Origin of the sequence: Xanthobacter wiegelii, assembly GCF_043193855.2 — a bacterium.
GTDB lineage: Bacteria > Pseudomonadota > Alphaproteobacteria > Rhizobiales > Xanthobacteraceae > Xanthobacter > Xanthobacter flavus_A.
In genome coordinates this window covers 13,267-36,814 of sequence record NZ_CM195529.1, presented here as the reverse complement: position 1 = coordinate 36,814, position 23,548 = coordinate 13,267, and the positions used below count along the sequence as shown (strand labels likewise).

The 23,548-nt window shown below is 70.0% G+C and carries 23 protein-coding genes; 10 read left to right on the top strand and 13 right to left on the bottom strand.

Annotated elements, in window-relative coordinates; all coding sequences use genetic code 11:
* Positions 1-22 precede the first annotated feature (22 nt).
* The gene (locus V5F63_RS00170) at positions 23-415 is read left to right on the top strand and encodes a c-type cytochrome (protein WP_394028453.1); all 393 of its coding nucleotides are present in this window, start codon (positions 23-25) and stop codon (positions 413-415) included.
* 12 nt (positions 416-427) lie between these two features.
* Here V5F63_RS00170 and V5F63_RS00165 read toward each other — a convergent pair whose 3' ends face one another.
* The 7 genes from V5F63_RS00165 to V5F63_RS00135 all read right to left on the bottom strand — a co-directional run bounded on the left by V5F63_RS00165 (position 428) and on the right by V5F63_RS00135 (position 8,803).
* A complete protein-coding gene (locus V5F63_RS00165; protein WP_394101235.1) occupies positions 428-1,447 on the bottom strand; it encodes a hydantoinase/oxoprolinase family protein in 1,020 nt (339 codons plus the stop codon).
* A complete protein-coding gene (locus tag V5F63_RS00160) occupies positions 1,444-2,403 on the bottom strand; it encodes an ATP-grasp domain-containing protein (RefSeq protein ID WP_394101234.1) in 960 nt (319 codons plus the stop codon). Before V5F63_RS00160 ends, V5F63_RS00165 begins: the two co-directional genes overlap by 4 nt.
* Before the next feature lie 18 nt (positions 2,404-2,421).
* On the bottom strand, positions 2,422-3,330 hold the full coding sequence (locus V5F63_RS00155) for a RimK family alpha-L-glutamate ligase (RefSeq protein WP_394101233.1): 909 nt from the start codon (positions 3,328-3,330) through the stop codon (positions 2,422-2,424).
* 1 nt (position 3,331) lies between these two features.
* Positions 3,332-4,330 carry a methenyltetrahydromethanopterin cyclohydrolase gene (mch, locus tag V5F63_RS00150; RefSeq protein ID WP_394101232.1) on the bottom strand — a complete coding sequence of 333 codons (999 nt, stop codon included), beginning with the start codon at positions 4,328-4,330 and terminating at the stop codon, positions 3,332-3,334.
* A gap of 91 nt (positions 4,331-4,421) precedes the next feature.
* The gene (locus V5F63_RS00145) at positions 4,422-5,324 is read right to left on the bottom strand and encodes an NAD(P)-dependent methylenetetrahydromethanopterin dehydrogenase (protein WP_394101231.1); all 903 of its coding nucleotides are present in this window, start codon (positions 5,322-5,324) and stop codon (positions 4,422-4,424) included.
* A gap of 270 nt (positions 5,325-5,594) precedes the next feature.
* Positions 5,595-6,950, bottom strand: coding sequence for a sigma-54-dependent transcriptional regulator (locus V5F63_RS00140; protein WP_394101230.1), 1,356 nt, complete (start codon positions 6,948-6,950; stop codon positions 5,595-5,597).
* Positions 6,947-8,803: a sensor histidine kinase gene (locus V5F63_RS00135; protein ID WP_394101229.1), complete on the bottom strand. Its 1,857-nt coding sequence runs from the start codon at positions 8,801-8,803 to the stop codon at positions 6,947-6,949. Before V5F63_RS00135 ends, V5F63_RS00140 begins: the two co-directional genes overlap by 4 nt.
* Positions 8,804-9,082: 279 nt before the next feature.
* Here V5F63_RS00135 and V5F63_RS00130 point away from each other — a divergent pair, with 279 nt between their 5' ends.
* From V5F63_RS00130 to V5F63_RS00120, 3 genes are all read left to right on the top strand, one after another.
* Positions 9,083-10,447 (top strand): dicarboxylate/amino acid:cation symporter, encoded by a 1,365-nt coding sequence (locus V5F63_RS00130; protein WP_394101228.1) that lies wholly within the window; start codon positions 9,083-9,085, stop codon positions 10,445-10,447.
* 135 nt (positions 10,448-10,582) lie between these two features.
* On the top strand, positions 10,583-11,842 hold the full coding sequence (gene chrA, locus V5F63_RS00125) for a chromate efflux transporter (RefSeq protein ID WP_394101227.1): 1,260 nt from the start codon (positions 10,583-10,585) through the stop codon (positions 11,840-11,842).
* Between the two features lie 199 nt (positions 11,843-12,041).
* Complete coding sequence (locus tag V5F63_RS00120) at positions 12,042-13,241, top strand: methyl-accepting chemotaxis protein (protein WP_394028462.1); 1,200 nt, start codon at positions 12,042-12,044, stop codon at positions 13,239-13,241.
* A 24-nt stretch (positions 13,242-13,265) separates the two neighbouring features.
* Here V5F63_RS00120 and V5F63_RS00115 read toward each other — a convergent pair whose 3' ends face one another.
* Positions 13,266-13,745: a Crp/Fnr family transcriptional regulator gene (locus V5F63_RS00115; RefSeq protein WP_394101226.1), complete on the bottom strand. Its 480-nt coding sequence runs from the start codon at positions 13,743-13,745 to the stop codon at positions 13,266-13,268.
* 47 nt (positions 13,746-13,792) lie between these two features.
* Positions 13,793-14,479 (bottom strand): response regulator transcription factor, encoded by a 687-nt coding sequence (locus V5F63_RS00110; protein WP_024281375.1) that lies wholly within the window; start codon positions 14,477-14,479, stop codon positions 13,793-13,795.
* Between the two features lie 110 nt (positions 14,480-14,589).
* On the opposite strand from V5F63_RS00110, the gene V5F63_RS00105 reads away from it, so the two are divergent.
* The 4 genes from V5F63_RS00105 (at position 14,590) to V5F63_RS00090 (ending at position 18,201) form a co-directional block, all read left to right on the top strand.
* Positions 14,590-15,141: a L,D-transpeptidase family protein gene (locus V5F63_RS00105; RefSeq protein WP_394101225.1), complete on the top strand. Its 552-nt coding sequence runs from the start codon at positions 14,590-14,592 to the stop codon at positions 15,139-15,141.
* 119 nt (positions 15,142-15,260) lie between these two features.
* Positions 15,261-16,061, top strand: coding sequence for a (Fe-S)-binding protein (locus tag V5F63_RS00100; RefSeq protein WP_394101224.1), 801 nt, complete (start codon positions 15,261-15,263; stop codon positions 16,059-16,061).
* Positions 16,058-17,515, top strand: a complete 1,458-nt coding sequence (locus V5F63_RS00095; protein WP_394101223.1) for a LutB/LldF family L-lactate oxidation iron-sulfur protein — start codon at positions 16,058-16,060, stop codon at positions 17,513-17,515. The genes V5F63_RS00100 and V5F63_RS00095 overlap by 4 nt, the downstream gene beginning before the upstream one ends.
* Positions 17,512-18,201, top strand: coding sequence for a LutC/YkgG family protein (locus V5F63_RS00090; RefSeq protein WP_394101222.1), 690 nt, complete (start codon positions 17,512-17,514; stop codon positions 18,199-18,201). The genes V5F63_RS00095 and V5F63_RS00090 overlap by 4 nt, the downstream gene beginning before the upstream one ends.
* Positions 18,202-18,308: 107 nt before the next feature.
* On the opposite strand, the gene V5F63_RS00085 is transcribed toward V5F63_RS00090, so the two are convergent.
* Complete coding sequence (locus tag V5F63_RS00085; protein WP_394101221.1) at positions 18,309-18,626, bottom strand: hypothetical protein; 318 nt, start codon at positions 18,624-18,626, stop codon at positions 18,309-18,311.
* A 246-nt stretch (positions 18,627-18,872) separates the two neighbouring features.
* Between V5F63_RS00085 and V5F63_RS00080 the strand changes: the two genes are divergently transcribed.
* Positions 18,873-19,574 carry a thioesterase domain-containing protein gene (locus V5F63_RS00080; protein ID WP_209486873.1) on the top strand — a complete coding sequence of 234 codons (702 nt, stop codon included), beginning with the start codon at positions 18,873-18,875 and terminating at the stop codon, positions 19,572-19,574.
* Between the two features lie 190 nt (positions 19,575-19,764).
* Here V5F63_RS00080 and V5F63_RS00075 read toward each other — a convergent pair whose 3' ends face one another.
* The 3 genes from V5F63_RS00075 to V5F63_RS00065 all read right to left on the bottom strand — a co-directional run bounded on the left by V5F63_RS00075 (position 19,765) and on the right by V5F63_RS00065 (position 21,865).
* The gene (locus V5F63_RS00075) at positions 19,765-20,082 is read right to left on the bottom strand and encodes a branched-chain amino acid transport AzlD family protein (protein ID WP_209486871.1); all 318 of its coding nucleotides are present in this window, start codon (positions 20,080-20,082) and stop codon (positions 19,765-19,767) included.
* Complete coding sequence (locus V5F63_RS00070) at positions 20,072-20,782, bottom strand: AzlC family ABC transporter permease (protein WP_209486869.1); 711 nt, start codon at positions 20,780-20,782, stop codon at positions 20,072-20,074. The genes V5F63_RS00075 and V5F63_RS00070 overlap by 11 nt, the downstream gene beginning before the upstream one ends.
* A 135-nt stretch (positions 20,783-20,917) precedes the next feature.
* Positions 20,918-21,865: a LysR family transcriptional regulator gene (locus tag V5F63_RS00065; protein ID WP_209486867.1), complete on the bottom strand. Its 948-nt coding sequence runs from the start codon at positions 21,863-21,865 to the stop codon at positions 20,918-20,920.
* A 155-nt stretch (positions 21,866-22,020) separates the two neighbouring features.
* On the opposite strand from V5F63_RS00065, the gene V5F63_RS00060 reads away from it, so the two are divergent.
* Positions 22,021-23,529 carry an FAD-linked oxidase C-terminal domain-containing protein gene (locus tag V5F63_RS00060; RefSeq protein WP_209486865.1) on the top strand — a complete coding sequence of 503 codons (1,509 nt, stop codon included), beginning with the start codon at positions 22,021-22,023 and terminating at the stop codon, positions 23,527-23,529.
* Positions 23,530-23,548 lie beyond the last annotated feature (19 nt).

Below are 23,548 nucleotides of genomic sequence, written 5' to 3'. Positions count from 1 at the left end.
AAACACAAAGAGGAACGCCCCGATGCGCGCACTGCTCGTTTCCGCAGCTCTGCTTCTCACTGCAACTGGCGCGGCCCATGCCGATCCGGATGTGGCCAAAGGCGAGACGATTTTCAAGAAATGCATGGCCTGCCATGCGGTTGGCCCGGATGCGAAGGTCAAGGTGGGGCCGCCGCTGAACGGAATCGTCGGGGCCAAGTGGGCGCACTTCGAAGGCTATGCCTATTCCCAGGACCTCAAGGACGGCGCCGCCGCCGGCAAGGTGTGGGACAACGCCAACCTGAACGACTATATCGAGAACCCCAAGCATCTGGCGCCGAAGGGGAAAATGGCATTCGCCGGCATCAAGAGCGAGCCGGAGCGGGCAGACCTCATTGCCTTTCTCGCCCAGTTCAAGCCCGATGGCAGCAAGTGACGATATAGCCGGCTAACTGAATGCGAGCCGCGCCACGGCTACGGCCGGGGCGCAATCGGCGGCGAGGCCTGCCAGACGGGTGTCGCCCGACAGCAGCAGCCCGGCGTGCAGATAGGGGCGACCCACCCTCTGGGCCAGTCTTCCGACCAGGAAGCGGCCCACCCCCGCCCCGATCAAGGGCGCATCCGGGGACACGCCTCCGGCCGAGAAGACCTGCGCGAGCGCCATGTGAAGGCGGTGCATTTGCACCTCCGCCGCCGCCGCCGCGAGGGCCTTTGCCTCGGCCATCGTCGATGGTCCAAGATCGCGCCCCACCATGCGCAAAAGCCTGCGGGCGCTGGCCTCGCACGTCTTCTCCCCGCCATCGGCGGCAGGATGAAGGTCCGCCCCGTCCGGCAGTTCGCCCGTCAGCCGATGCATGTCGGCCGTGGTCGCGAAATGCTCCGCCATGAGCGGAACCAACCGCCCGCGAAACGGCAATGACTGCGCCAGCGCCATCACCGGCGTGCGCGCGACGCCGGAATAGACCAGCTCTCCCGTCTCCAGCCGGGCGGCATCCGAATAGCCACGAAAGCAAAGTTGCGAGCCGGCAAAGGGAATGAGGTCGGTTGTCGTCGATCCGATATCGGCGAGGACTCCGTCCCCTGCGATCGCGGCCAAGGCCGCAGCGGTGGCGTGCCAGTTGGCGGAGGCGATATCAGAGGTATTCAGATGGGCTTCGGACAGGCTGACAAAACCGGCTCGACCCGCATAAATGCGGGTGTCAGCTCCCAGTAGCACCCCCAATTCGGTGGCGATATCGATGACGCCGGTGGCCCTGTCAGGCCAGAGGTCGACGAGTTCGCCCGTCATCGTCACCACGGACCGTCCGGAGACGGGGGGCATGCTCGCCATCGCCGACCGCAGCCGGTCGAGACCCTGCCAGAGGGCGCAGGGTGCGAGGTGAATGGATACCAGCGATCCATCGGGCGCCAGGACCGCCCGCTTGAGGTGGGCGCCGCCCACGTCCCAGCCGATGAGGAGGTTGCTCATGTAAGGGCCAGCTCCACGGTCACGGCAGGACGGGACGCCCCAGCAGCACCGGCCGCGAAGGTCGCGAAGGTCGCGAGGAGGGTGGCGGGGTTCAGTCCCAGCGCCCGGCCGAGGCCGGCATAGGCGGTGGTGAGGCGGGGGTTGATCTCCACCACCACCGGCCCGGTTTCGGTGAGGAGGATGTCGATGCCGATGAAGCCGTCGAGGCCGGGGCAGGCTGCGACCACCTGCCGGGTCAGCCCGGCCAGCTGGCCATCGTCCGCCCACGCGCCCACGGTGAGGCCGGAAAGGGAGAGGCGGCCGTCCTGGACCACGATGTGCTGCCGGTTCACGGTGAGGAGGCGTGCCTCCCCCGCCTGCACCAGAACGCAGAGGCTGGCGGCCTCCCCTGCCACATAAGGCTGGATCACCACGCCCGCCGTCGCCTCCGGGGTGGCCGGCACGCCGGCGGGCCAGAGGAAGGTGGCGTCGCAGCCGGCGCCGTCGTCCGGCTTGGTGATTCGGGCGCCGGGAATGTCGGGTGCCTCGGCCAGAGGATAGGTGGGGATGTGCGGCACGCCCGCGGCGGCAAGGCGACGGGTCGTCTCCAGCTTGCTGGTCGCGATCAGGATGGCCTCGGGTGTGGAGGCCAGAACCGGCTTGCCGCTCGCCGCCAGCATGCGCACCAGATCGGCGAGGATGCCGCCGGTCTCCGGCGCTACCGGCCAGATGACATCCGCCTCGTCCGCGAGCTGCCGCCACAGCACCCAGGCGCTGGTGTCGAGCCCCACGCGAATCGCGCCCGCCCGCGGCAGGCGCTCGTCGCAGGTGGTGAGGATGTCCGGCGGCGCGGGCAGGGCCGCGAGGTCGGCCAGCATGGCGTCGCGAATCAGCGCCGCCTCGGCGGCAAGGCTGGGCGGCAGGGTCTCTCGCCGCATGCCGCCCGCGGTCACATATTCCAGCACCAGAACGCGCATGTCGGTCTCCGGCGCCGCTCAGGCGCTCACCCGCTCACCGATGAGGCAGGCGGCCAGCGGCTCGGCCATGTTGCGGCCGGTGGCGTCGAACAGGCCGTGCCAAGCCGGCATGGAATTCACCTCCAGCACCTTCAGCCGCCCCTCCGCATCGCGGATGAGGTCGACGCCGGCATAGCTGGCACCCACGGCCGCCGCGGCGCGCACGGCATAGTCCGCCAGAAGTCCCTCCGCCGCCACCTCCGCGCCGGTGGCGCCCTGATGGATGTTGGTGATCCAGCCTTTCGCCCGGCGGGCCATGGCTGCCTCGGCCCGGGCACCCACCACGAACACGCGGAAATCCTCGTGGATCGTGTCGTGGACCGCATCCGGCCCGCCCTGGGCCGGGGCCGACACGAAATCCTGCAAATAATAGACGCCGCCCACCTGTTCCGGCTCCGGCAGCGCGCCCTTCGGCGGAATGCGCTCCAGCCCGCGACCCTGCGCGCCGAACAGTGGCTTCAGCACGCTGTCGCCGGGGGCTGAGTCCACCAGCATGCGGGCGGTGGCGGCGTCTTCCATCACGAGGGTGCGGGGCGTCGGCAGGCCCGCATGGGCGAGCAGGAAGGTGGTGGCGCTCTTGTCCACGCAGCGCTCGATGGCGCGGGCATCGTTCATCACGCGGACCCCCAGCGCGGCCAGCGCATGCAGCACGCCGAGCCGGTGGGTCACTTGCTCCAGCGTGCCGGCGGGCACCGAGCGCACGAAGCAGGCCTCCGGCAGATCGTCGCCGAAGCCGGGCAGCAGGAGCCCGTGGGCGGTCTCGCCTACGGCGAAGCCGCAGGCGCGCAGGGAGACGATGCGGGGCTTCACGCCGCGCGCCTTCAGGGCGGCGACCAGCGAGCGGGTGTGCCAGTCCACCCGCTCGGCGAAGATCACGTAACCGGCCACCTCACACCCCGAAGGAGCGGGCGATGAGGTTGGCGTCGAAGCCGCCGGCGGTGAAGCTGGTGCCCTGCTCCATGGCCGTCACGGTGACGCGGGCGGGGGAGAACAGCAGCGGGTCGACCTTGTAGAAGTCGCAGTCATAGCCCGCGAAGATCTCGGCGAAGGGCCGGCCATAGTCGCGCGAGGCCAGCGACGGCAGGCGCCTGGCGAGATCCTGCGCGGCCTCGGACGACCCGCGCACGAAGAGCTGCACGTCGCCGCCATAGAGCACCGCGTCGTTGGTGCGCCCCATGGCGGTGAGGAAATCCGGCGAGGGCGGCGCCACCGGGGCGGAGCCGATGCCATCCACGATGTGCTCCAGCGGGAAGTGGAGCGCGTGCGCCTTGTGCAGCGCCACTTCCAGCACGCGGGCGACGATCTGCACCGTGCCGGCGAGCGACGAGGTGGGGGTGAGGATGAAGGTGACGGCCTCCGGCGTGACGCCGCAGCGGCTCGCCACCTCCTCCACCACCTCGGCGGGCGGGGCGACGCCCGTCTCCAGCACCAGTGCGACGTGATCGCCCCGGTCCCGGCAGCCGAGTTCCGCGAACAGCGGCTCCACCGCCGCCATGGCCCGGCCGGGACCGGAGCCAAGGGCGAAGAAGTCGCCGTGCGACAGGCTCCAGCCGGCATACTGGCTGGCAAGGCACGCGGTGACGGGATCGGTGGTGGTGACGCTCACCAGCGTGTCGAAGGGCGAGAAGCGCCCGCCGGGCACGAGCGCCACCTTGCCGAGGCCGCCGAGGCAGATCTCGGCGATGCGCCGCCCGGCCTCCAGCGAGCCGGGCACCGAGATGCCGGCATCGACGATGCGGCAGCCGAGCGGGCCGGTGGAGACGGCGAGCCGCAGTTGCGTGGCATCGGCCACCAGCGCCTCCACAAGGGGCGCGACCTGATGGGCGAGGCTGATGCCGCCGGGAAGGGGTGCGTCAGCGGCAGGGACGATGGGTTCGGATACGGTCATGGCCGCACCTCCTGTGCGCGGCAAACGCCGGCGCGCCCCGCGCGGCGGGCGCGGAGCCGGCGGGGGGAAGGAATGATCGTGCGCATGGGGCTCAGGCGTCCAGGGTTCTCGCCAGCTCGAACACCACCGGAAGGTCGATGAAGAGCGGGGTGGTGGTCTCGCACATGCGCTTCAGCAGGGTGTGCTGGACCGCGTATTTGAGATTGCCGATGGCGAGGGCGCCGATCCCGATGCCATGGGGCAAATGAGCCGCCGCATCATGGGCGCCGATGCCGGCGATGCCGGCGGGGGGCACGGCGTTCACATCCGCCGCCACGATGAGGTTCTTCGCGGCTTCGAGGTGCGCAGCGTTGAGGATCTGAACGCCCGCCTTGCCCGTGGCGAGGATGACCTCGGCGGAGGGCACCAGCGCCGCCTTGTCCACATCGGTCACGGCGGCGGTGCAGGCGACGTCGAGGCCGAAGCGGGTCTTGATGTCCCGCGCCTTCTCCTCCACCGCCGCGACCTCGCGATGGCTGACGAGGGTCACGTCCGCCCCGGCGCTCGCGGCGATCACGGCGGCCACCGAGCCCACCACGCCGGTGGCGCCGTAGATCTGCACCTTGGCGCCCTTCAATCCGTCGGGGCGGACCTTCACCAGCGCCCGCTCCACCTTGGCGATCATGGCGGCCGCCGTGGTGAAGGAGCCGGCTGGATCGGGGAAGATGGAAATCTCGAAGGGCGGGAAGATGGAGGCCTTCGCGGCGTCCGCCATGTCGAAGGCGAGCGCGGCATCCTTGCCGCCGATGAACAGGCCGGTGCGCGGCGCCGCCTGCGGGGCGCGGGAGAACATCATGTCCTGCGTCAGGTCGCGGACTTCCTCCAGCTTCACCCGCGAATATTGCGCGATGGTGAGGTAGCCGGCGTCGGCGGCCATGTTCACGTCGAACGGGCTCACATGCGCGAGCGGCGTGATGATGTGGAGGATGGGGGGAATAGAGGCGGAATCCGCCATGGGTCAGCTCCGTGCCAAGGGAAACATAAGCGGGTGGCTTCGCTCCTGAGCTTTGGAAGCTGAGGAGCGCCGCGGTTGTTTCCCCGCACGCAAGTCAATGTAGGGATTGTTTAATCATACGCAGGGCCGGCGCAAGCCCTGCCGTTTGGCGCCCGGCAGGAATCGTTGCTGCGGTGCGGGAGGGCTTGCGCGCGAGCGGGCCTGCGACGGCGGCTTGGGCATCGCTGCGCTGCGGTGGGGTCGGCAAGGACATGCCGCCGCAGGACGCGCCTATCGCCCGCCCCGATAGGCCGTCTGGTCGATGCCGTGGCGGCGGAGCTTGTCGTAGAAGGTCTTGCGGGGGATGCCGAGGGCGGCGACGGTGGCCTGCACGTCGCCCTTGCTGGCCTCCAGCGCGGCGCGGATTTCCTGCGCCTCGAAGGCGTCCACGCGCTCCGGCAGGGTGCCTGTCCCGCCGGCGGTTTCGGCCGGAGCGGCGGCGGGCTCCGGCTCCACCAGCCCCAGCGCCACCCGCTCGGCATAATGCACCAGCTCGCGCACATTGCCCGGCCAGTCGTGCCCGGCGAGGTGCCGGAGCACGCCGGCGTCCAGCTCCGGCGGGGGGCGGTTGAAGCGCTCGGCGGCGCGGGCGAGGAAATGGCCGAACAGCAGGGGCACGTCGCCCCGCCGCTCGCGCAGGGCCGGAATGCGCACGGCGGCGACGTGCAGGCGGTAATAGAGGTCCTCGCGGAAGCTGCCCTGCTTGACCAGCGCCGGCAGGTCCACCTTGGAGGCGGCGACGACGCGGATGTCCACCCGCCGCGTCTCGTTGGTGCCGAGCGGGGCGATCTCGCGCGCTTCCAGCACGCGCAGCAGCTTCACCTGAAGGGCCGGCGACATGGCCTCGATCTCGTCGAGGAAGAGCGTGCCGCCGTGGGCGTGCTCGATGCGCCCCACCCGTTTCTTCAGCGCCCCGGTGAAGGCGCCGGCCTCGTAGCCGAACAATTCGCTCTCGATCACGCTCTCCGGCAGGGCGCCGCAATTGACCGCCACCAGCGGGCGCGTCGCGCGGCGGCTCCAGCGGTGGAGGGCGGTCGCCACCACCTCCTTGCCGGAGCCGGTCTCCCCCTCCACCAGCACGTCCACGTCGGCGTCGGCGATCTGGCGCAGCATCTGGCGCAGGCGCGCCATCACCGCGCTGGTGCCGAGCAGCGGCAGGTCGTCCTGCGCAGTGGCGACGGCGCGCTTCAGCTCGCGGTTTTCCAGCACCAGCCGACGGCGGTCGAGGGCGTGGCGGATGCTGGCGACGAGCCGCTCGGAGGCATAGGGCTTGGCGAGGAAGTCGTAGGCACCCTCGCGCATGGCATCCACCGCCATGGCGATGTCGCCGTGGCCGGTAATCAGGATGACCGGCAAGTCGGCGTCGCGGACCTTCAGCCGGCGGAACAGCTCCAGCCCGTCGATGCGCGGCATGCGGATGTCGGTGACGACGACGCCGGGAAAGTCCGCGTCGATCACCTCCAGCGCCTCCAGCGCCGAGCCGTAGCCGGCGACGGTAAGGCCGGCCAGCATCAGCGCCTGCACGTTGGCCGCGCGCAGGGCCGGATCGTCGTCGATGAAGGCCACGTCCACGGGATTATCGGTCATGGGAGAGCGGCTCCAACCGCGCGGGGCAGGGTGATGGTGAAGACGGCGCCGCCGTCGTTCTCCACCCGGAGCGTGCCGCCGCACTCGGCGATGATGTCCTTGGAGATGACGAGGCCCAGTCCCAGCCCCTGCGGCTTGGTGGTGTTGAAGGGCAGGAAGAGCGCCCCCAGCATCTCCTCCGGCAGGCCCGGACCATTGTCGGCGACGGTGACCACCACCGTGTCCGGCCGTGTCTCGACCCGGATGCGGATTTCCCCGTCGCGCCGTGTGCCGATGGCCTCGGCCGCATTCTGGATGAGGTTCACCAGCACCTGCTCCAGCCGCATGCGGTCGCCGGTCACCGCCACGTCCGGGCGATCGATATCGAGCACGAGGGCGATGTCGGTCTGCAACAGGCGGTAGCGCATGAGCAGCAGCGCCCCGTCGATGACCGGGGCGAGCGCCACCGGCTCGATGCGCGCGGCGGACTTGCGGGCGAAGGCGCGCAATTCGCCGGTGATGGCGCCGATGCGCTCGGTGAGCGCGGCGATGGTGTCGAGATTGGCGGCGGCGGCGGCGGGCTCGCCGCGGTCGAGGAAGACGCGGGAGTTCTCCGCAAATGTGCGGATGGCCGCCACCGGCTGGTTCACCTCATGGGCGACGCCGGCGGCGATCTGGCCCAGCACGGCGAGCTTGGAGGCCTGCACCAGCTCATCCTGCAACGCATCGAAGGCGAGGCGGGCGCGGCGGCGCTCCTCCATCTCCGTCACCAGCTGCGCATTGGCGGCGGAAAGCTCCGCCGTGCGCTCGGCGACGCGCTCCTCCAACGCGCGGCGGGCCTCGGCTTCCCGCGCCAATGCCCGCACGCGGCGGCGGCGGCGGGTCCACCACACCCCGGCCGAGCCGAGCCCGACGACGCCGGCGAGCGCCGCCGAGGCGCGCGCCGCCGTGGTGGCGAGGCGGGTGGTGGCGGCGGTGGGGGCGAGCACGGTGAGCGTCCACGAGGTGGAGGGCACGGGCATGTCCACCGCGACGAAATCCTGCGCCGTGCCGCGGCCGGGCAGGCGCAGGCGCAGCACGCCGCCTTCCTCCGGCGAGGGGCCGAGATCGAGCCGCGTCAGCGGCGAATCACCGAACTGGAGGCTTTCGCGGATGGCGTCCCGCTCCACCGGATCGAGCGCCACGGTGGTGCGGAAGCGGAAATCCGGCTCGGACGCGATCAGCACGATGTGCCGCTCGTCGGTGACGAAGGTGGGCTCGGCGAAGCGCCGCCATTCCGCCTCCAGCGCGTCGAACTCGGCCTTCAGCACCAGCACGCCGAGCGCCCGGCCCTGCGCCTCCACCCGCTGCGCGAGATAAAGGCCGGGCTTGCGGCTCACGGTGCCGAAGGCGAAATGCTCGGCCTGCCCCGTCGCGAGGGCGACGCGGAAGTAGGGGCGGAAGGCGTAGTCCGAGCCGAGGAAGCTCTCCGGGGTGCGGTAGTTGCTCGCCGCGACGGTGTGGCCCTCGGCGTCGATCAGGTAGATGACGCCGGTGCGCGCCTCCTGCGCCAGCGCCTCGAGCCGCCGGTCGAGGGCGTCGAGGCGGGCCGGGGCCGGTGCCTCCAATGCGCCGCGCACGTCCGGGTCCTGCGCCAGCACCACCGGCAGGGACCGCTGCTTGTCGATCTCGCTGCGCAGCACCGCGACGCGCAGCGCGGCGGCGGTCTCGGCGGCAGCGGCCACCTGCGCGACCGCCCAGCGCCGCGCCGCATAGTCCGCCCCCCGGTCCAGCGCGACCATGAGCGCGAGCGCGGCCAGCGCCGCGCCGCCCACCGTGAGCAGGCGCCGGCGCGACGGTGGTTCGGCCCGCGATGGGACGTCCGAATCGGCCAAGCGGGGGTCTCCGGATGTGCGGATTTCCGCACAGGTCTGCCGGGCAATGTGCGCCTGACCGCACGCCGAGTCGAGAGGCCTTTCCGGGCGTGGATAAAAAATGCCGCCAAATCAGCCTGTTGCGACTGCCCCGCGTGCGACTCGGAACTGGCATGCGCCTTGCGCAGGGGGAGACGTCGAGGCGCGCTGCGCCGTCCCTTAACGAAGCACCCGATCCTGAAGTGCCCTGGCCGGTTCGGCCGAAAGAGGCACCAATGGCCCGGCGGAGGAAGGTCCAAGATGGCCCATGCGATACCGGCGCATCACGCGTCCAAGCCCCATCATGCCCGCAAGTTCTACCACCACCTCTATTTCCAGGTGATCGTGGCGATCATCGCCGGCTCGCTGCTCGGCCATTTCTATCCGGATTTCGGCGCCAGCCTGAAGCCGCTGGGCGATGCCTTCATCAAGCTGGTGAAGATGGTCATCGCCCCGGTCATCTTCCTCACCGTCGTCACCGGCATCGCCGGCATGCGCGACATGGGCAAGGTCGGCCGCGTGGCCGGCAAGGCCATGATCTACTTCCTCACCTTCTCCACGCTGGCCCTCATCATCGGCCTCATCGTGGCGAACGTGGTGCAGCCCGGCGCCGGGCTCAACATCGATCCCGCCAGCCTCGACCCCAAGGCCGTCGCCACCTACGCGGCGAAGGCGCATGACGCCTCCATCATCAACTTCCTGATGGACATCATCCCGGCGACGCCGGTGTCCGCCATGGCCAATGGCGACATCCTGCAGGTGCTGTTCTTCGCCGTGCTGTTCGGCATCGCACTCGGCGGCGTGGGCGATCTCGGCACCCCGGTGCTCAAGGTGCTCACCGCGGCCTCGCACGCCATGTTCCGCCTCGTGGCCATCGTGATGAAGGCGGCGCCCATCGGCGCATTCGGCGCCATGGCCTTCACCATCGGCAAGTACGGCATCGGCTCGGTGAAGAACCTCGCCTTCCTGATCGCCACCTTCTATCTCACGGCGGCGCTGTTCGTGTTCATCGTGCTCGGCCTCGTGGCGCGCTACAACGGCTTCTCCCTGTGGAAGCTGCTGCGCTACATCCGCGAGGAGCTGCTCCTCGTGCTCGGCACCTCCTCCTCGGAAGCGGCCCTGCCCGGCCTGATGCTGAAGATGGAGCGCGCCGGCTGCGCCAAGTCGGTGGTCGGCCTCGTGATCCCCACGGGCTATTCGTTCAACCTCGACGGCACCAACATCTACATGACGCTGGCGGCGCTCTTCATCGCCCAGGCCACCGGCATCCATCTGTCGCTTGAGGAGCAGGTCCTGCTGCTGCTGGTGGCCATGCTCTCCTCCAAGGGCGCGGCGGGCATCACCGGCGCCGGCTTCATCACGCTGGCCGCGACGCTCTCGGTGGTGCCCTCGGTTCCGGTGGCGGGCCTCGCGCTGATCCTCGGCATCGACCGCTTCATGTCCGAGTGCCGCGCGCTCACCAACTTCGTCGGCAATGCGGTGGCCACCATCGTCGTCGCCCGCTGGGAAGGCGAACTGGACCGCGCGAAGCTGCTGCGCGTGCTCGATGGCGAGCCGATCTCGCTGGAAGACGAGTTCGACGACGGCCTCATCTCCACCGCCCCCGGCGTGAAGGCCGTGGCCTGAGGTCACCGCGCGCTGCGCGACACGGGTCCTCCCCAGCTGCCCGCCTCCACGGAGGCGGGCTTTTTTGTTTGCCGCGCCGCGCTTGACCGGCCAAGGCGGCGATGACATCCAGACCCTCTGGAGCGGGAGCTGACCATGGCAGATGAAGCGGTCGAGACGCCGGAAGGCCGTTCGGTGGGCTCTCCCGGCGAGGTGTTCCGCGCCTTCCTGAAGCTCGGGCTCATCTCCTTCGGCGGGCCCATCGCCCATCTCGGCTATTTCCGCGCCGAGCTGGTGGAGCGCCGCCGCTGGATCGACGACGCCGGCTATGCCGACCTCGTGGCGCTCTGCCAGTTCCTGCCCGGCCCGGCCTCCAGCCAGGTCGGCTTCGCCCTCGGGATCATCCGGGGCGGCGGCTTCCTCGGCGGGCTCGCGGCCTGGGCCGGCTTCACGCTGCCCTCCGCCATCCTGCTCGCCGCCCTCGCGCTGCTCTCCTCCTACACGGGAATCAACGCCCTCACCGGCGGCGTCATCGGCGGCGTCCTGCACGGGCTCAAGCTCGTCGCCGTGGCCGTGGTGGCGCAGGCGGTGTGGGGCATGGCGCGGACGCTGACCCCGGACCAGGAGCGCGCCGGCATTGCGCTCGGCGCCATCGTCATGGTCACGCTGGCGGCGGGCAGCTTCGGACAGGTGGCGGCCATCGCCATGGGCGCCATCGCCGGGCTGTTCCTGTGCCGGGACGCGGGCGCGCAGGCCGGGAGCCCAGCCGCGACGCCCGCCCCCGGCCATCTGCCGGTGCCGCTCAAGCGGCGCACGGGCGCCATCCTGCTCGCGGCCTTCGCCGTGCTGCTGGTGCTGCCGCCGGTCTTCAAGGCCGCATCGCCCTATATCGGCGTGTTCGAGTCCTTCTACCGCTCCGGCGCGCTGGTGTTCGGCGGCGGCCATGTGGTGCTGCCGCTGCTGCAGGCGGAGGTCGTCACCACCGGCTGGGTGCTGCCCGGCCAGTTCCTCGCCGGCTATGGCCTTGCCCAGGCGGTGCCCGGCCCGCTCTTCACCTTCGCCGCCTGGCTCGTCGCGGTGATGGCCCCGCCCGCCGGCGGGGTGACGGGCGCGGCGGTGGCGCTGGTGGCGGTGTTCCTGCCCGGCCTGCTTCTGGTGACGGGCACGCTGCCCTTCTGGAGCACGCTGCGCGGGCTGCCGCTGGCGCAGGCCGCCATGCGGGGTGCCAATGCGGCGGTGGTGGGCATCCTCGGCGCCGCGCTCTACACCCCGGTCTTCACCGGCGCCGTGCTGCGGCCGCTGGATTTCGCCGCCGCCGTCACCGGCTTCCTGCTGCTCACCGTGTGGAAGGTGCCGCCGCTGGTCGTGGTGGTGGTGCTGGCCGTGCTCGGCCCGTTCCTGGCGGGGCTCTACTAGAGCTTTTGCCCAAAGGCTCGCGCAAGCCTCGGCGGCCATCCTGGGAAAAAGTCCCCGCTCGATCGACACGAGCGGTGGAGCGCCTGCGCGCCTCCACAAGTGGGCACCCGGAGGAAGCAAGTCACCCATGGCGACATCCAGCACGGCCCGGACGCCTTCCCCATCATCCGCGAACTCGCAAGGCGATCTTGAGGGCGACGTGGCCACGCTCGGCCCGGCCGTGGACATCTCGGCCAGTCTCAACGAGATCCTGTGCCTGATGGCCTGGTCCAACGGCAATGCGCGCAAGCTGGCCGGCGAGACCACCTCCGCCTCCTCCGCGGTGGCGCAGATCTCCGCCACCATCGAGACCATCGCCCAGCTCGGCGCCGATGCGGGAACGACGGCCGGGGATGCCCTGCGGCTTGTCACCTCCGGCACCGCCAAGACGCGCACCGCCGGGCAGGCGATGACCGGCATCGCGGAAGCCTTCGGCGAGCTGGAGGCGCGGCTCGCCCAATTGAATGCCGCGACGCGCTCCATCGGCGGCTTCGCCACGTCCATCGGCTCCATCTCGCGGCAGACCAAGCTGCTCGCGCTGAACGCAACCATCGAGGCGGCGCGGGCGGGCGAGGCCGGGCGCGGGTTCGCGGTCGTCGCGGCCGAGGTGAAGGCCCTGTCCGAGGAGGCCTCGCGCACCACCGACCTCATCCGCGATCAGCTCCAGGCCTTGTCGGAGGTGGTCAAGGACATGATGGAGGCCATGGGCGCCGGCGCCACGCGGGTGGAGGATGGCCGTGCCATCGTCGAATCGGTGATGACCGACATGGACGGCATCGAGACCCGTGTCAGCGCCTCCACCGACGGGGTGGGCCGCATCGCCGTGATGCTCGGCGAGCGGCGCGCGGCGCTGCGCGATCTCGCCGACCGGCTGGGGGAGATCGCCCGGCTCGCCAACCAGAACGAGACCGATTCCGCCACCGCCGCCGGCCTTCTCGACCGTGCCGACGCCATCGCTGGCGACCTCATCTCCCGCGCCGCGTCCGGGGCGGGCGCGGTCGCCGCGGTCTGTCGCCTGAAGTCGGACCACATGGCGTGGAAGCGCGGCCTCGCCGAGTGCCTGGCCGGGGTGACGCGGGCCGATCCGCGGACATTCCAGGTGCGCAACGCGCCCTTCGGCAGCGGCTTCGCCGGCATCCATGCGGCGGATGTGAAGGATCCGGCGGTTCTGGCCCAGCTGGCGGGGCTTGGGCGGCAGCTCGCCGGCTGCGGCGAGCAGATCGTCGCCGGCACCGCCTGCGGCGACATGGGCGGTGCCATTGACGCCTACATGGCCATGGATGCCCTCTCCGCCGAAGCCCTCACGGCGATGGCGCGCCTTGCCGCCCGCATCCGGCCCGGCGCCTCCGCTGCGGCGTGAGGCGCAGGCCGCAGCGGCAATCGCTCAGCGCCGGCGGCGCTGGCGGTGCTCTTCCAGCTTCACCCGCACGCCGTCGAGGGCGCGCAGCGTGCCTTCCAGCCGGCGGGCGATGGCGCGGCGGAACTTGGCGGTGACCTCGGGATAGCGCTCCAGCACGCGCGTGAACACCTCCTGCGGCAGGCGGATCAGCACCGTCTCCTCGCCGGCCACGGCGGTGGCCGGGCGCGGGGTGGCGATGATGAGGGCGGTCTCGCCGACGAGGGCGCCGGCGGTGACTTCCTTCAGCAGGCGCGGGGCGTCGGGAATGCGCTCGTCCATCATCTTCAGCCGGCCGGACACCACCACATAGGCGCCGTTGGAGGTCTCCTTGGCGCGGAACAGCACCTCGCCCTCGGCGAGCCGCACCTCCTCGGCGCCCGAGGCGAGCATGCGCACGGCGCCGTCGCTGAGCAGGTCGAAGGTGGCGACCCCCCGGAGCAGCGCGATGTCCCTGTCGATGCTCACGGACGGCGTTTCCTCAAATGGCTGTGCATGATGGTCAGGCCAGGCCGTCAGGGCACGAGCTTGTAGCCCCCGGCCTGGGTCGCAAGAAGGGTGGGATTGGAGGGATCGGGCTCGATCTTCTGGCGCAGGCGGTAGATGTGGGTTTCCAGAGTATGCGTGGTGACGCCGGAATTATAGCCCCACACCTCCTGCAGCAGCGTCTCGCGCGGCACCGGGTTTTTCCCGGCGCGGTAGAGATAGCGCAGGATGGCCGTCTCCTTCTCGGTGAGGCGGATCTTGGAGCCGCGCTCGGTGAGGAGGAGCTTGGCCCCCGGACGGAAGGAATAGGGACCGATGGCGAACACCGCGTCCTCGCTCGCCTCGTGCGAGCGCATCTGGGCACGCAGGCGGGCGAGCAGCACCGCGAAGCGGAACGGCTTCACGATGTAATCGTTGGCGCCGGCCTCGAGCCCCATGATGGTGTCGCTGTCGGTGTCGTGGCCGGTCAGCATCAGGATGGGCGCCTTGAAGCCGTTGCGGCGCATCTGGCGCACGGCGTCGCGCCCGTCCATGTCGGGCAGGCCCACGTCCATGATGACGAGGTCGATGGCCCCGTTCTTCGCCTGCTCGACGGCGCCGCCGGCGGTGTCCGCGCCCACGGGTTCGAATTCGTCCTGGAGCGCGAGCTGCTCGATCAGCGCATCGCGCAGCTCCGGGTCGTCCTCGACCACCAGGATTTTCCACGCATTGGGCATCAATTCCTCCTGCGCCCTTGCGGACGCGCGAATCGCGCAAGTAGAGCATGGACATGGCTCTGCGCAAATTTCCATCCGGGGACGGCTGTGGAGAGGTATCACACTAAGTTATGAAGCAGGCTAATCCTGTGGGCATCTCCCGCATCGCCGTCCGCCGCCGCCCCGGCACGCGACATCTGGGGATATTGCGGGCGGGCGGGCTCAATATTCCGGTGGCGCTGGGGCGCTCCGGCATTGGCTTCGACAAGGCCGAGGGCGACGGGCGCACCCCCGCCGGCCGCTGGCGAATCCTCGCGTTGCTCTACCGGCCCGACCACGGCCCGCGCCCGGTGACGCGCCTTGCCGCCCGCCCCATCCGCCCGGATGACGGCTGGTGCGACGACCGGGCGGACCGGCGCTACAACCACCCGGTCACGCTTCCGCTCGGCGGGGCGCGCAACGTGTCCCACGAGACCATGTGGCGCGACGAAGCGCTCTACGATCTGGTGCTGGTGATCGATCACAACCAGCGTCCCCGCATCGCCGGGCGCGGCTCGGCGGTGTTCGTGCATCTCGCCCGGCCGGGCTTCAGGCCCACAGAGGGCTGCGTCGCGCTGAGGCGCGGAGACATGAAGCGCCTGCTGGCGCGGCTCAGGCCGGGGGCGGTCATCGATATCAGGTGAGGGGGATCGCTCACGGGCCTGCGGCCCCGCCCGTCATTTCGCCGTGCCGGGGTGCAGTGCTATAGAGCCGTTCCAATCAGCGGCGGGCGTTTCACGCCCGATCCAACGCACGGGGCATCATGACCGCGCACTTTCCGCCCGATGCGGCGCGCCCTCCACGGGTGGGCCTGTTCTCCACCTGCCTCGTGGATACCATCCGCCCCTCGGTGGGCTTCGCCGCCGCCAAGCTGCTGGAAGACGCCGGCTGCGAGGTGGACGTGCCGCCCCAGACCTGCTGTGGCCAGCCCGCCTTCAATTCCGGCGACCGCGCCACCACCCGCGCGCTGGCGGAACAGATGATCGCGGCGTTCGAGTCCTTTGATTACGTCGTCGCCCCCTCCGGCTCCTGCGCCGGGATGATCAAGACCCATTATCCCGAGCTGTTCGCCGGCGAGCCGGACTGGGCCGGGCGGGTGGAGCGCTTCTGCGCCAAGGTGTTCGAGCTGACCGCCTTCCTCGTGGACGTGCGCGGCGTGAGCGCGGTGGATGCCACCTATCCCGGCACCGTCACCTATCACGACAGCTGCTCGGGCCTGCGCGAGCTGGGCGTGAAGGACCAGCCGCGCCGGCTCCTCGCCTCGGTGGAGGGGCTTGAGCTGGAGGAAATGAAGGACGCCGACACCTGCTGCGGCTTCGGCGGCACCTTCTGCGTGAAGTATCCCGACGTCTCCAACGCCATCGTGGAGAAGAAGTCCGCCAACATCGCCGCCACCGGCGCCGGCACGCTGCTCGCGGGCGACCTTGGCTGCCTCATGAACATGGCCGGCAAGCTCCAGCGCGAGGGGCGTCCGGTGCGCGCGCTCCATGTGGCCGAAGTGCTCGCCGGCATGGGGGATGAACCCGCCATCGGCGAACCCGCTGAAAAGGGGGCGAAGCGATGAGCGTCGAGATCACCACCCCCCGCTTCAAGGCCAATGCGAAGGCGGCTCTGGCGGACCTGCCGCTGCAGGGCGCGCTCTCCAAGGTCGGTCCCGGCTTCATCGGCAAGCGCGCGGCGGCGGCCGAGAAGCTGCCCGAGTTCGACGCGCTCAGGGATTCCGCGCGCGACATCAAGAACCACACGCTGGCCCACCTCGACCTTTATCTTGAGCGGTTCGAGGCCAAGGCGAAGGAGGCCGGCGGCCATGTGCATTTCGCTGTGGATGCGGCGGACGCGCGGGCCATCGTCACCGACATCTGCAAGCGCCTCGGCGCGCGCACCGTGACCAAGGGCAAGAGCATGATCTCGGAAGAGATCGGCCTCAACGACCATCTCGCGGCGGCCGGCATCCAGCCGGTGGAGACGGATCTCGGCGAATATCTCATCCAGATCCGCGGCGAGGCGCCCTCCCACATCATCGCGCCGGCCATCCACCTCAACAAGGATCAGGTGGAAGCCGACTTCCGCCGCGTCCACGCCCACCTGCCGCCGGAGCGCGACCTCTCCGAGCCCACCGCGCTGCTCGCCGAGGCGCGGGGCGAACTGCGCCAGAAATTCCTCGCGGCGGACGTGGGCATCACCGGCGCCAATTTCCTGGTGGCGGAAACGGGCACGTCCATCATCGTCACCAACGAGGGCAATGGGGACCTCACCCAGACCCTGCCCAAGGCGCATATCGTGCTCGCCTCGCTGGAAAAGCTGGTGCCGACGCTGGAGGACGTGAGCCAGATCCTGCGCGTGCTGGCCCGCTCGGCCACCGGGCAGGACATGAGCGTCTACACCACCTTCTCCACCGGCCCGCGCCGCCCCGGCGATCCGGACGGGCCGGGGGAATATCACGTGGTGATCCTCGACAATGGCCGCTCCACCATGCTGGGCGGACAATTGCGCGAGGTGCTGCGCTGCATCCGCTGCGGCGCCTGCATGAACCATTGCCCGGTCTACCACGCGGTGGGCGGGCATGCGTATGGCTGGGTCTATCCCGGCCCCATCGGCTCGGTGCTCACCCCGGCGCTCATCGGCGTCGAGAAGGGACGCAACCTGCCCAACGCCTCCACCTTCTGCGGCCGCTGCGAGGAGGTGTGCCCCATGCGCATCCCCCTGCCCAAGCTGATGCGGCACTGGCGGGAGAAGGAATTCGAGCGGCACCTGACCCCCGCCACCCAACGCTTCGGCCTTTCCGTGTGGGGCTTCTTCGCCCGGCGCGGCTGGCTCTACCGGCCGGCGACGCGCCTCGCCATGGGCGCGCTCTCGCTGTTGGGACGCACAAAGGGGCGCTTCGCCTCCCTGCCGCTTGCCGGCGGGTGGACGCAGCACCGCGATTTCCCGGCGCCGCAGGGCGGAACCTTCCAGGCGCAATGGCGTGCCCGGCAGGCCGGGCGGCGCGCGGCGCGGACGCAGGGAGCCGGCCGATGACATCTTCCCGAGATACCGTCTTCGCCTCGATCCGGGCGTCCCTCGGCGTCACGTCGCAGGAGGCGCCGCGTCGGCAGGCGGTGGCCGACCGGATCGCCTCTCATCCACGAGGTGTCATTCCGGCGCGAGGGCAGTTGCCGGAGGCCGGGCGCCTCGCCTTGTTCCGCGACATGGTGATCGGCGCGGCGGCGACCATCGATCATCTGCCCTCCACGGCCGAGGTGCCGGAGGCCATCGCCGCCTATCTGAGGTCCCGCAACCTGCCCATGACCATCCTGCGCGGCGCCGACGCGCGCCTCGCCGCTCTGCCATGGGAGCGCGCCCCGGCGCTCGACGTCTGGATCGGCCCCTCGGACGGGCGCCAGCTCGCCGGCCTTTCCCACGCCTTCGCGGGCGTCGCGGAATCGGGCTCGCTGGTCATGCTGTCCGGCCCGGACAATCCGTCCACGCTGAACCTCCTGCCCGATCATCATCTGGTGGTGGTGGACGCGGCTGACGTGGCGGGGGATTACGAGACGGTGTGGGACCGCATTCGCGCCCGCTTCGGCGCCGGCGTGCTGCCGCGCACGGTGAACTGGATCACCGGCCCGTCGCGCTCCGCCGACATCGAGCAGACCCTGCTGCTTGGTGCGCACGGCCCGCGCAGCCTGCATGTGCTGCTGGTGGGCGGACCGGCTGCGGCCTAGAGCACGCGCCGATCTGATTGCATCGCAAGCAGATCGGATCACGCGTTCTCGTTCCAAAAGTCAGAGCACGATCCGAGCGGATTGATCCGATCCGCTCGGATCGTTCTCTAGTCGGAGAAGCGCATCGCCCAGATGCCGATGCCGACACCGAGGGGCAAAGCGAGGAACAGGGTGAGCGCGACGGTGAGGTAGCCGCCGAACAGGAGGCCCATGACCGCGCCCGACAGGCCGGACATCAGGGCGAGAAGCAGGATTCCGCCCGGCGGCCGGTCCTGTCGCGCGCCGGCGTCCGGCGGTCGCGCCGGGGAGGGGTGGGGCGTGCTGGGCTCCGGCCGCGCGTTCGCCAGCGCGGGCACGGCAGGCACGAAGGCGAACCCGCGCGGCCCGCGCGGATTGCCCCCATCGAAGGCGAAAACGGGTGTCAAAGGTGTCGTCCTCATCCTGACCTGAGGGAGCGCACTCTCGATCTTATACAACTCCTGCGAAGCTATGAACCGATCCAAATCAAGCGTGGCTGTACTTTTTCGCATTTTGCACGTTGATGCAGGCGCGACACGGGGCGGGAAAAAACGCCTTTGCCGGCCATCCCGCTGTGCCGGATAAGCAATCCGGTATTGCCCGGCCGACGTTTTGTCGGCAGTACTCGGTCACTTTTCAGGAACGGTGAGACAATGAAAGTTGGCTTGCGCTTCGTCCGGGCGCTGTTCGCGGCGTTCGCCGCCCTTTGCGTCGTCCTCTGCGTCGCCCCGCCGGCGATGGCCCAGCAGAATCGCGGCCACGTCTACCTTCTCAGGGGGCTCGCCAACGTCTTCTCGCTGGGGATGGACGATCTCGCCAAGAAGCTGAACGCCCGCGGCATCCCTGCGACGGTACATGAATACGGCCAGTGGGCCTCGCTCGCCGATGCCGCCGCCGCCGAGAGCCGCGCCACCGGCAATTCGCCCATCATCATCGTCGGCCATTCGCTGGGCGCCGACGCGGCGGTGGAGATGGCCGAGCGCCTGACCGCGCTGGGCACCCCGCCCAAGCTGGTGGTGACGTTCGATCCGGTGGGCGTGACGCAGGTGGGCGCGTCCTCCGGCTATTTCGTCAACTACTACCAGTCCAACAACGGCTACGGTAAGCGCCTGACGGCCGGCGCGGGCTTCCGCGGCAACATCGTCAACCGCAACCTCAATTCCATCGGCGGCATCGACCACTTCAACATCGAGAAGTCGCCGCGCCTCCACGACGAGGTGATCACCCAGGTGCGCTCCATCACCGCGCCGAAGCCCAAGCCGAAGCCCAAGCCGGCGGACCCCGCCGCCACCCCCTCCGCGCCCACCGCCTCCCCCGGCACGCAGGCCGCGGCCAGGCCCGGCGCGCCGGGCTGAAGACCGGATTTTCGGACCAGGAATTCAGCGGCGGGCTTCGGCCCGCCGTTTTCGTTTGGGGGCACGGCACCCGTGTTCGCCGTCATCGCCGGCCTTGTGCAGGCGGTCCACGGAGGGTCTGAAACGGCGCCGCTTTCCCGGACCGGGGCGTCGCGCCGCGGGATGACGCTCGAAGGACCGCGCCTGCCCCTCACCCCCAGAAGGCCCTGATCCCTGCCGCCACGGCCATGGCCACCACCACGGCGAGGAGATCGCTGCGGGTGAGGCGGGTGACGACGAGGGCGGCGGCGAGGCCGCCCAGCATGCCCATGTCGCCCTTGACTGCACCCTGCACGGCGCCGGGCACCAGTAGCGCGACGAGCACCGCGCCGGGCAGGCAGTCCAGCACGCGGCGCACGCGGGGCGTGACCGGCACGAGCCGCATGAGCCAGAAGCCGCCGGCGCGGTTGAAGGCGGTGGCGGCCGCCATCACCAGGATGGCGGCGAGGGTGCCGGGATCAACGGTCATCGTCGGTGAACCCGCCTGCGAGCGCGCCCGCCACGGCGCCGATCACGATGAACCACCAGCCCGGCAGCACGAACGACACGGCGGTGGAAACCGCCGCCGCCACGCCCCAGCCCACCGCCTCGCGCTTGCCCTTCCAGTTGGGGAGCAGCATGGCGATGAAGAAGGCGGGCACCACCAGGTCGATGCCCACCGCCTTCGGATCGGGAATGCCGCCGCCCACCACATGCCCGAGGGCGGTGGCCAATACCCACACGAACCAGGTGATGAGGCCCGAGCCGACGAAATAGCCCACGTCGTTGCCGCCCTCGGCGCGGTAGCGCAGGGCGGCGGCCCAGTTGTTGTCGGCCATCATCATCAGCGCCGGATAGGATTTCCACGCCGGCAGCGTGCCGAGCCAGGGGCGCAGCGAGGCGCCCATCAGCACATGGCGCATGTTCACGGTGAGGGTGAGAAAGCCCAGTGCCAGCAGGGAGCCGGCGGTCCAGTGCTGGGTCCAGCCCTCCAGCGCCACCATCTGCGACAGGCCGGCGAACACGATGGCGCTGGAGAGGGTCGCCTCGATGAGGGAGAAGCCCTTTGGAATGGAGGCGGCGCCGAAGGCCATGCCGAACGCGGTGATGCCGGGCATCAGCGGCAGCATGGCGCGCGCGCCTTCGGCCACGCCGGCGAGGGTCAGGGGTGCGGGGTGGGGCTTGGTCATCTGGAGCGGAGCAATCAACAGTCGCTAAGCGGAAATACCGCCCTTATGGACGCCCCCGCCGGAAAGGCCAACCCGATTTCCGCTTATGGGCGGATGGGAGGGGCGCTCCCCATCCGGAGCATGACGGCGTGAAAATCACCCCACCGGCTCGGGCTCGAACAGGCGCGAGAGGCCCTCGTCCCAGGGCGGGATGCCGCCGTGGCCCTGGCCGTAGAGGGCGGCGAGGTGGTCGATGAAGACGCGCACCTTCTGTGGCAGGAAGCGGCGGGAGGGATAGACCGCGAACAGGCCCACCCGGTGGGAGGCGCGCCAGCGCGGCAGCACCACCTTCAGCGTGCCGGAGCGCAGTTCCGGCCCCACGTCCCAGGTGGAGCGCAGCGCGATGCCCACCGAGGCGAGCACTGCCTCGCGCACCACCTCGTTGGAATTGGTGCGCAACTGGGAATGCACGCGCAGCGTTACCGGCCCGTCCGGCCCCTCCAGCTTCCACGGGTCCTGTCCGTGGGTGGCGATGAGGACGTGGTCGGAGAGTTCGGAGATGTGCTTCGGCTCGCCGGCGCGGGCGAGATACTCCGGCGTCGCGCACAGCACCCGGTGGACCGGGGCGAGGCGGCGGGCGACGAGGCTGGAATCGTCGAGGTCGGCGATGCGCACCGCCACGTCGAAGCCTTCGCCCACGATGTCCACGAAGCTGTCCGACAGTTCGAGGTCGATGGTGAGGTCGGGATTGGCCGCCATCAGCGGCAGCAGGTTCGGCGCGATGTGCATCCGGCCGAAGGAGGTGGGCGCCGACACGCGCAAGAGCCCCCGCGCCTCGGTGGACTTGCGGGCAAGCTGGCTTTCCGCCTCCTCGATGGAGGCGAGGATGGTCACGACGCGCTCGTAGAAGCCCTGTCCCGCCTCGGTGAGGGCCACCTTGCGGGTGGTGCGCTGGAACAGCCGGGCGCCGAGCCGCTCCTCCAGCCGCTGCACCCGCTTCGACACCACCGGCGGCGACAATCCCATCTCCCGCCCGGCGGCGGAGAGGCTGCCGGCGGTGACGATGCGCGCGAAGATTTCTAGATCGCCGAGATTGCCGATCATCGATCGACGCTCCTCCTGGCCGGGGTGAACCGCACCGGCCGATTGTTTTCTCTTCCGCCGCCGACTTTATCCGTCAGGGAAAGAATGGGCGACGTTTTTTCCCGAATGAACCGATTATAGTTCCTCCAACAAGAACGGCTCAAAGGGACGCCGACATGACGGGAACCACTCCGGGCCTCAGGCTGCCGGAAGCGGATGCTCGGGTGCTCGCCCGACGGGAGGACATCATCGCCGCGCTCCGGGCCATCGTGCCCGGCGAGGGCGTCATTTCCCACGAACGGGAGATGCGGCCTTACGAATCCGACGGCCTCACCGCCTATCGCCAACTGCCCCTCGTGGTGGTGCTGCCGTCGACGACGGAGCAGGTGGCCGCCGTCCTTAAATATTGCCATGACAACGAGATCCGCGTGGTGCCGCGCGGCTCGGGAACCTCGCTCTCGGGCGGTGCGCTGCCGCTTCAGGACGCGGTGCTGCTGGGCCTCGGCAAGTTCAACCGCATCCTCGACATCGACACCGCCAACCGCGCCTGCGTGGTGCAGCCGGGGGTGACCAACCTCGGCATCTCCAAGGCGGTGGACCATCTGGGCTTCTATTACGCCCCCGACCCCTCCTCACAGATCGCCTGTTCCATCGGCGGCAATGTGGGGGAGAATTCCGGCGGCGTGCACTGCCTGAAATACGGGCTGACCACCAACAACGTGCTGGGCGTCGAGATGGTGCTCATCACCGGCGAGATCGTGCGCCTCGGCGGCAAGCACCTCGATGCCGGCGGGCTTGACCTTCTCTCTGTCATCATCGGCTCGGAAGGGCTGCTGGGGGTGGTGACGGAAGTCACCGTGCGCCTCCTCAAGAAGCCGGACACCGCCCGCGCGCTCCTCGTCGGCTTCCCCACCTCCGAGGATGCCGGCGAGTGCGTGGCGCGGATCATCGGCGGCGGCATCATCCCGGCCGCCATCGAGATGATGGACCGCGACGCCATCGCCGCCGCCGAGGCCTTCGTGAATGTCGGCTATCCGCTGGATGTGGAGGCCCTGCTCATCGTCGAGCTGGACGGGCCGGAGGCGGAATGCGCCCACCTGCTGGAGGAGGTGACGCGCGTCGCCGAGGGCTGCAATTCGGTGACGCTGCGCGTCTCCACCAGCGAGGCCGAGCGCCTCGGGTTCTGGGCCGGGCGCAAGGCCGCCTTCCCGGCGGTGGGGCGCCTCTCGCCGGATTATCTCTGCATGGACGGCACCATTCCCCGCCGCCAATTGCCCTATGTGCTGTCGCGCATGCGCGAGCTTTCCGCGCAATACGATTTGCGCGTCGCCAACGTCTTTCACGCGGGCGACGGCAACCTCCACCCGCTGATCCTCTATGACGCGAACGCGCCGGGACAGCTCGAAGCGGCGGAGAATTTCGGCGCCGACATCCTGCGGCTGTGCGTGGAGGTGGGCGGCGTGCTCACCGGCGAGCACGGCGTGGGCGTGGAGAAGCGCGACCTGATGCCGACCATGTTCAACGAGGTCGATCTCGCCCAGCAGCTGCGGCTGAAATGCGCCTTCGACGACAAGAGCCTGCTCAACCCCGGCAAGGTGTTCCCGACCCTGCACCGCTGCGCCGAAATGGGCCGCATGCATGTGTCGGGCGGCGCGCTGCCCTTCCCGGACCTGCCGCGCTTCTGAACGCGCTCCTCCCGATATC

What these genes read in the sequence shown, in the direction of transcription:
- V5F63_RS00070 (WP_209486869.1), bottom strand. Translation starts at nt 20,782, where the DNA reads ATGACCAAGCCCCACCCCGCACCCCTGACCCTCGCCGGCGTGGCCGAA.
- V5F63_RS00080 (WP_209486873.1), top strand. Translation starts at nt 18,873, where the DNA reads ATGAAAGTTGGCTTGCGCTTCGTCCGGGCGCTGTTCGCGGCGTTCGCC.
- V5F63_RS00145 (WP_394101231.1), bottom strand. Translation starts at nt 5,324, where the DNA reads ATGGCGGATTCCGCCTCTATTCCCCCCATCCTCCACATCATCACGCCG.
- mch (WP_394101232.1), bottom strand. Translation starts at nt 4,330, where the DNA reads ATGACCGTATCCGAACCCATCGTCCCTGCCGCTGACGCACCCCTTCCC.
- V5F63_RS00170 (WP_394028453.1), top strand. Translation starts at nt 23, where the DNA reads ATGCGCGCACTGCTCGTTTCCGCAGCTCTGCTTCTCACTGCAACTGGC.
- V5F63_RS00075 (WP_209486871.1), bottom strand. Translation starts at nt 20,082, where the DNA reads ATGACCGTTGATCCCGGCACCCTCGCCGCCATCCTGGTGATGGCGGCC.
- V5F63_RS00060 (WP_209486865.1), top strand. Translation starts at nt 22,021, where the DNA reads ATGACGGGAACCACTCCGGGCCTCAGGCTGCCGGAAGCGGATGCTCGG.
- V5F63_RS00165 (WP_394101235.1), bottom strand. Translation starts at nt 1,447, where the DNA reads ATGAGCAACCTCCTCATCGGCTGGGACGTGGGCGGCGCCCACCTCAAG.
- V5F63_RS00140 (WP_394101230.1), bottom strand. Translation starts at nt 6,950, where the DNA reads ATGACCGATAATCCCGTGGACGTGGCCTTCATCGACGACGATCCGGCC.
- V5F63_RS00110 (WP_024281375.1), bottom strand. Translation starts at nt 14,479, where the DNA reads ATGCCCAATGCGTGGAAAATCCTGGTGGTCGAGGACGACCCGGAGCTG.
- V5F63_RS00130 (WP_394101228.1), top strand. Translation starts at nt 9,083, where the DNA reads ATGGCCCATGCGATACCGGCGCATCACGCGTCCAAGCCCCATCATGCC.
- V5F63_RS00100 (WP_394101224.1), top strand. Translation starts at nt 15,261, where the DNA reads ATGACCGCGCACTTTCCGCCCGATGCGGCGCGCCCTCCACGGGTGGGC.
- V5F63_RS00065 (WP_209486867.1), bottom strand. Translation starts at nt 21,865, where the DNA reads ATGATCGGCAATCTCGGCGATCTAGAAATCTTCGCGCGCATCGTCACC.
- V5F63_RS00105 (WP_394101225.1), top strand. Translation starts at nt 14,590, where the DNA reads ATGAAGCAGGCTAATCCTGTGGGCATCTCCCGCATCGCCGTCCGCCGC.
- V5F63_RS00160 (WP_394101234.1), bottom strand. Translation starts at nt 2,403, where the DNA reads ATGCGCGTTCTGGTGCTGGAATATGTGACCGCGGGCGGCATGCGGCGA.
- V5F63_RS00090 (WP_394101222.1), top strand. Translation starts at nt 17,512, where the DNA reads ATGACATCTTCCCGAGATACCGTCTTCGCCTCGATCCGGGCGTCCCTC.
- chrA (WP_394101227.1), top strand. Translation starts at nt 10,583, where the DNA reads ATGGCAGATGAAGCGGTCGAGACGCCGGAAGGCCGTTCGGTGGGCTCT.
- V5F63_RS00095 (WP_394101223.1), top strand. Translation starts at nt 16,058, where the DNA reads ATGAGCGTCGAGATCACCACCCCCCGCTTCAAGGCCAATGCGAAGGCG.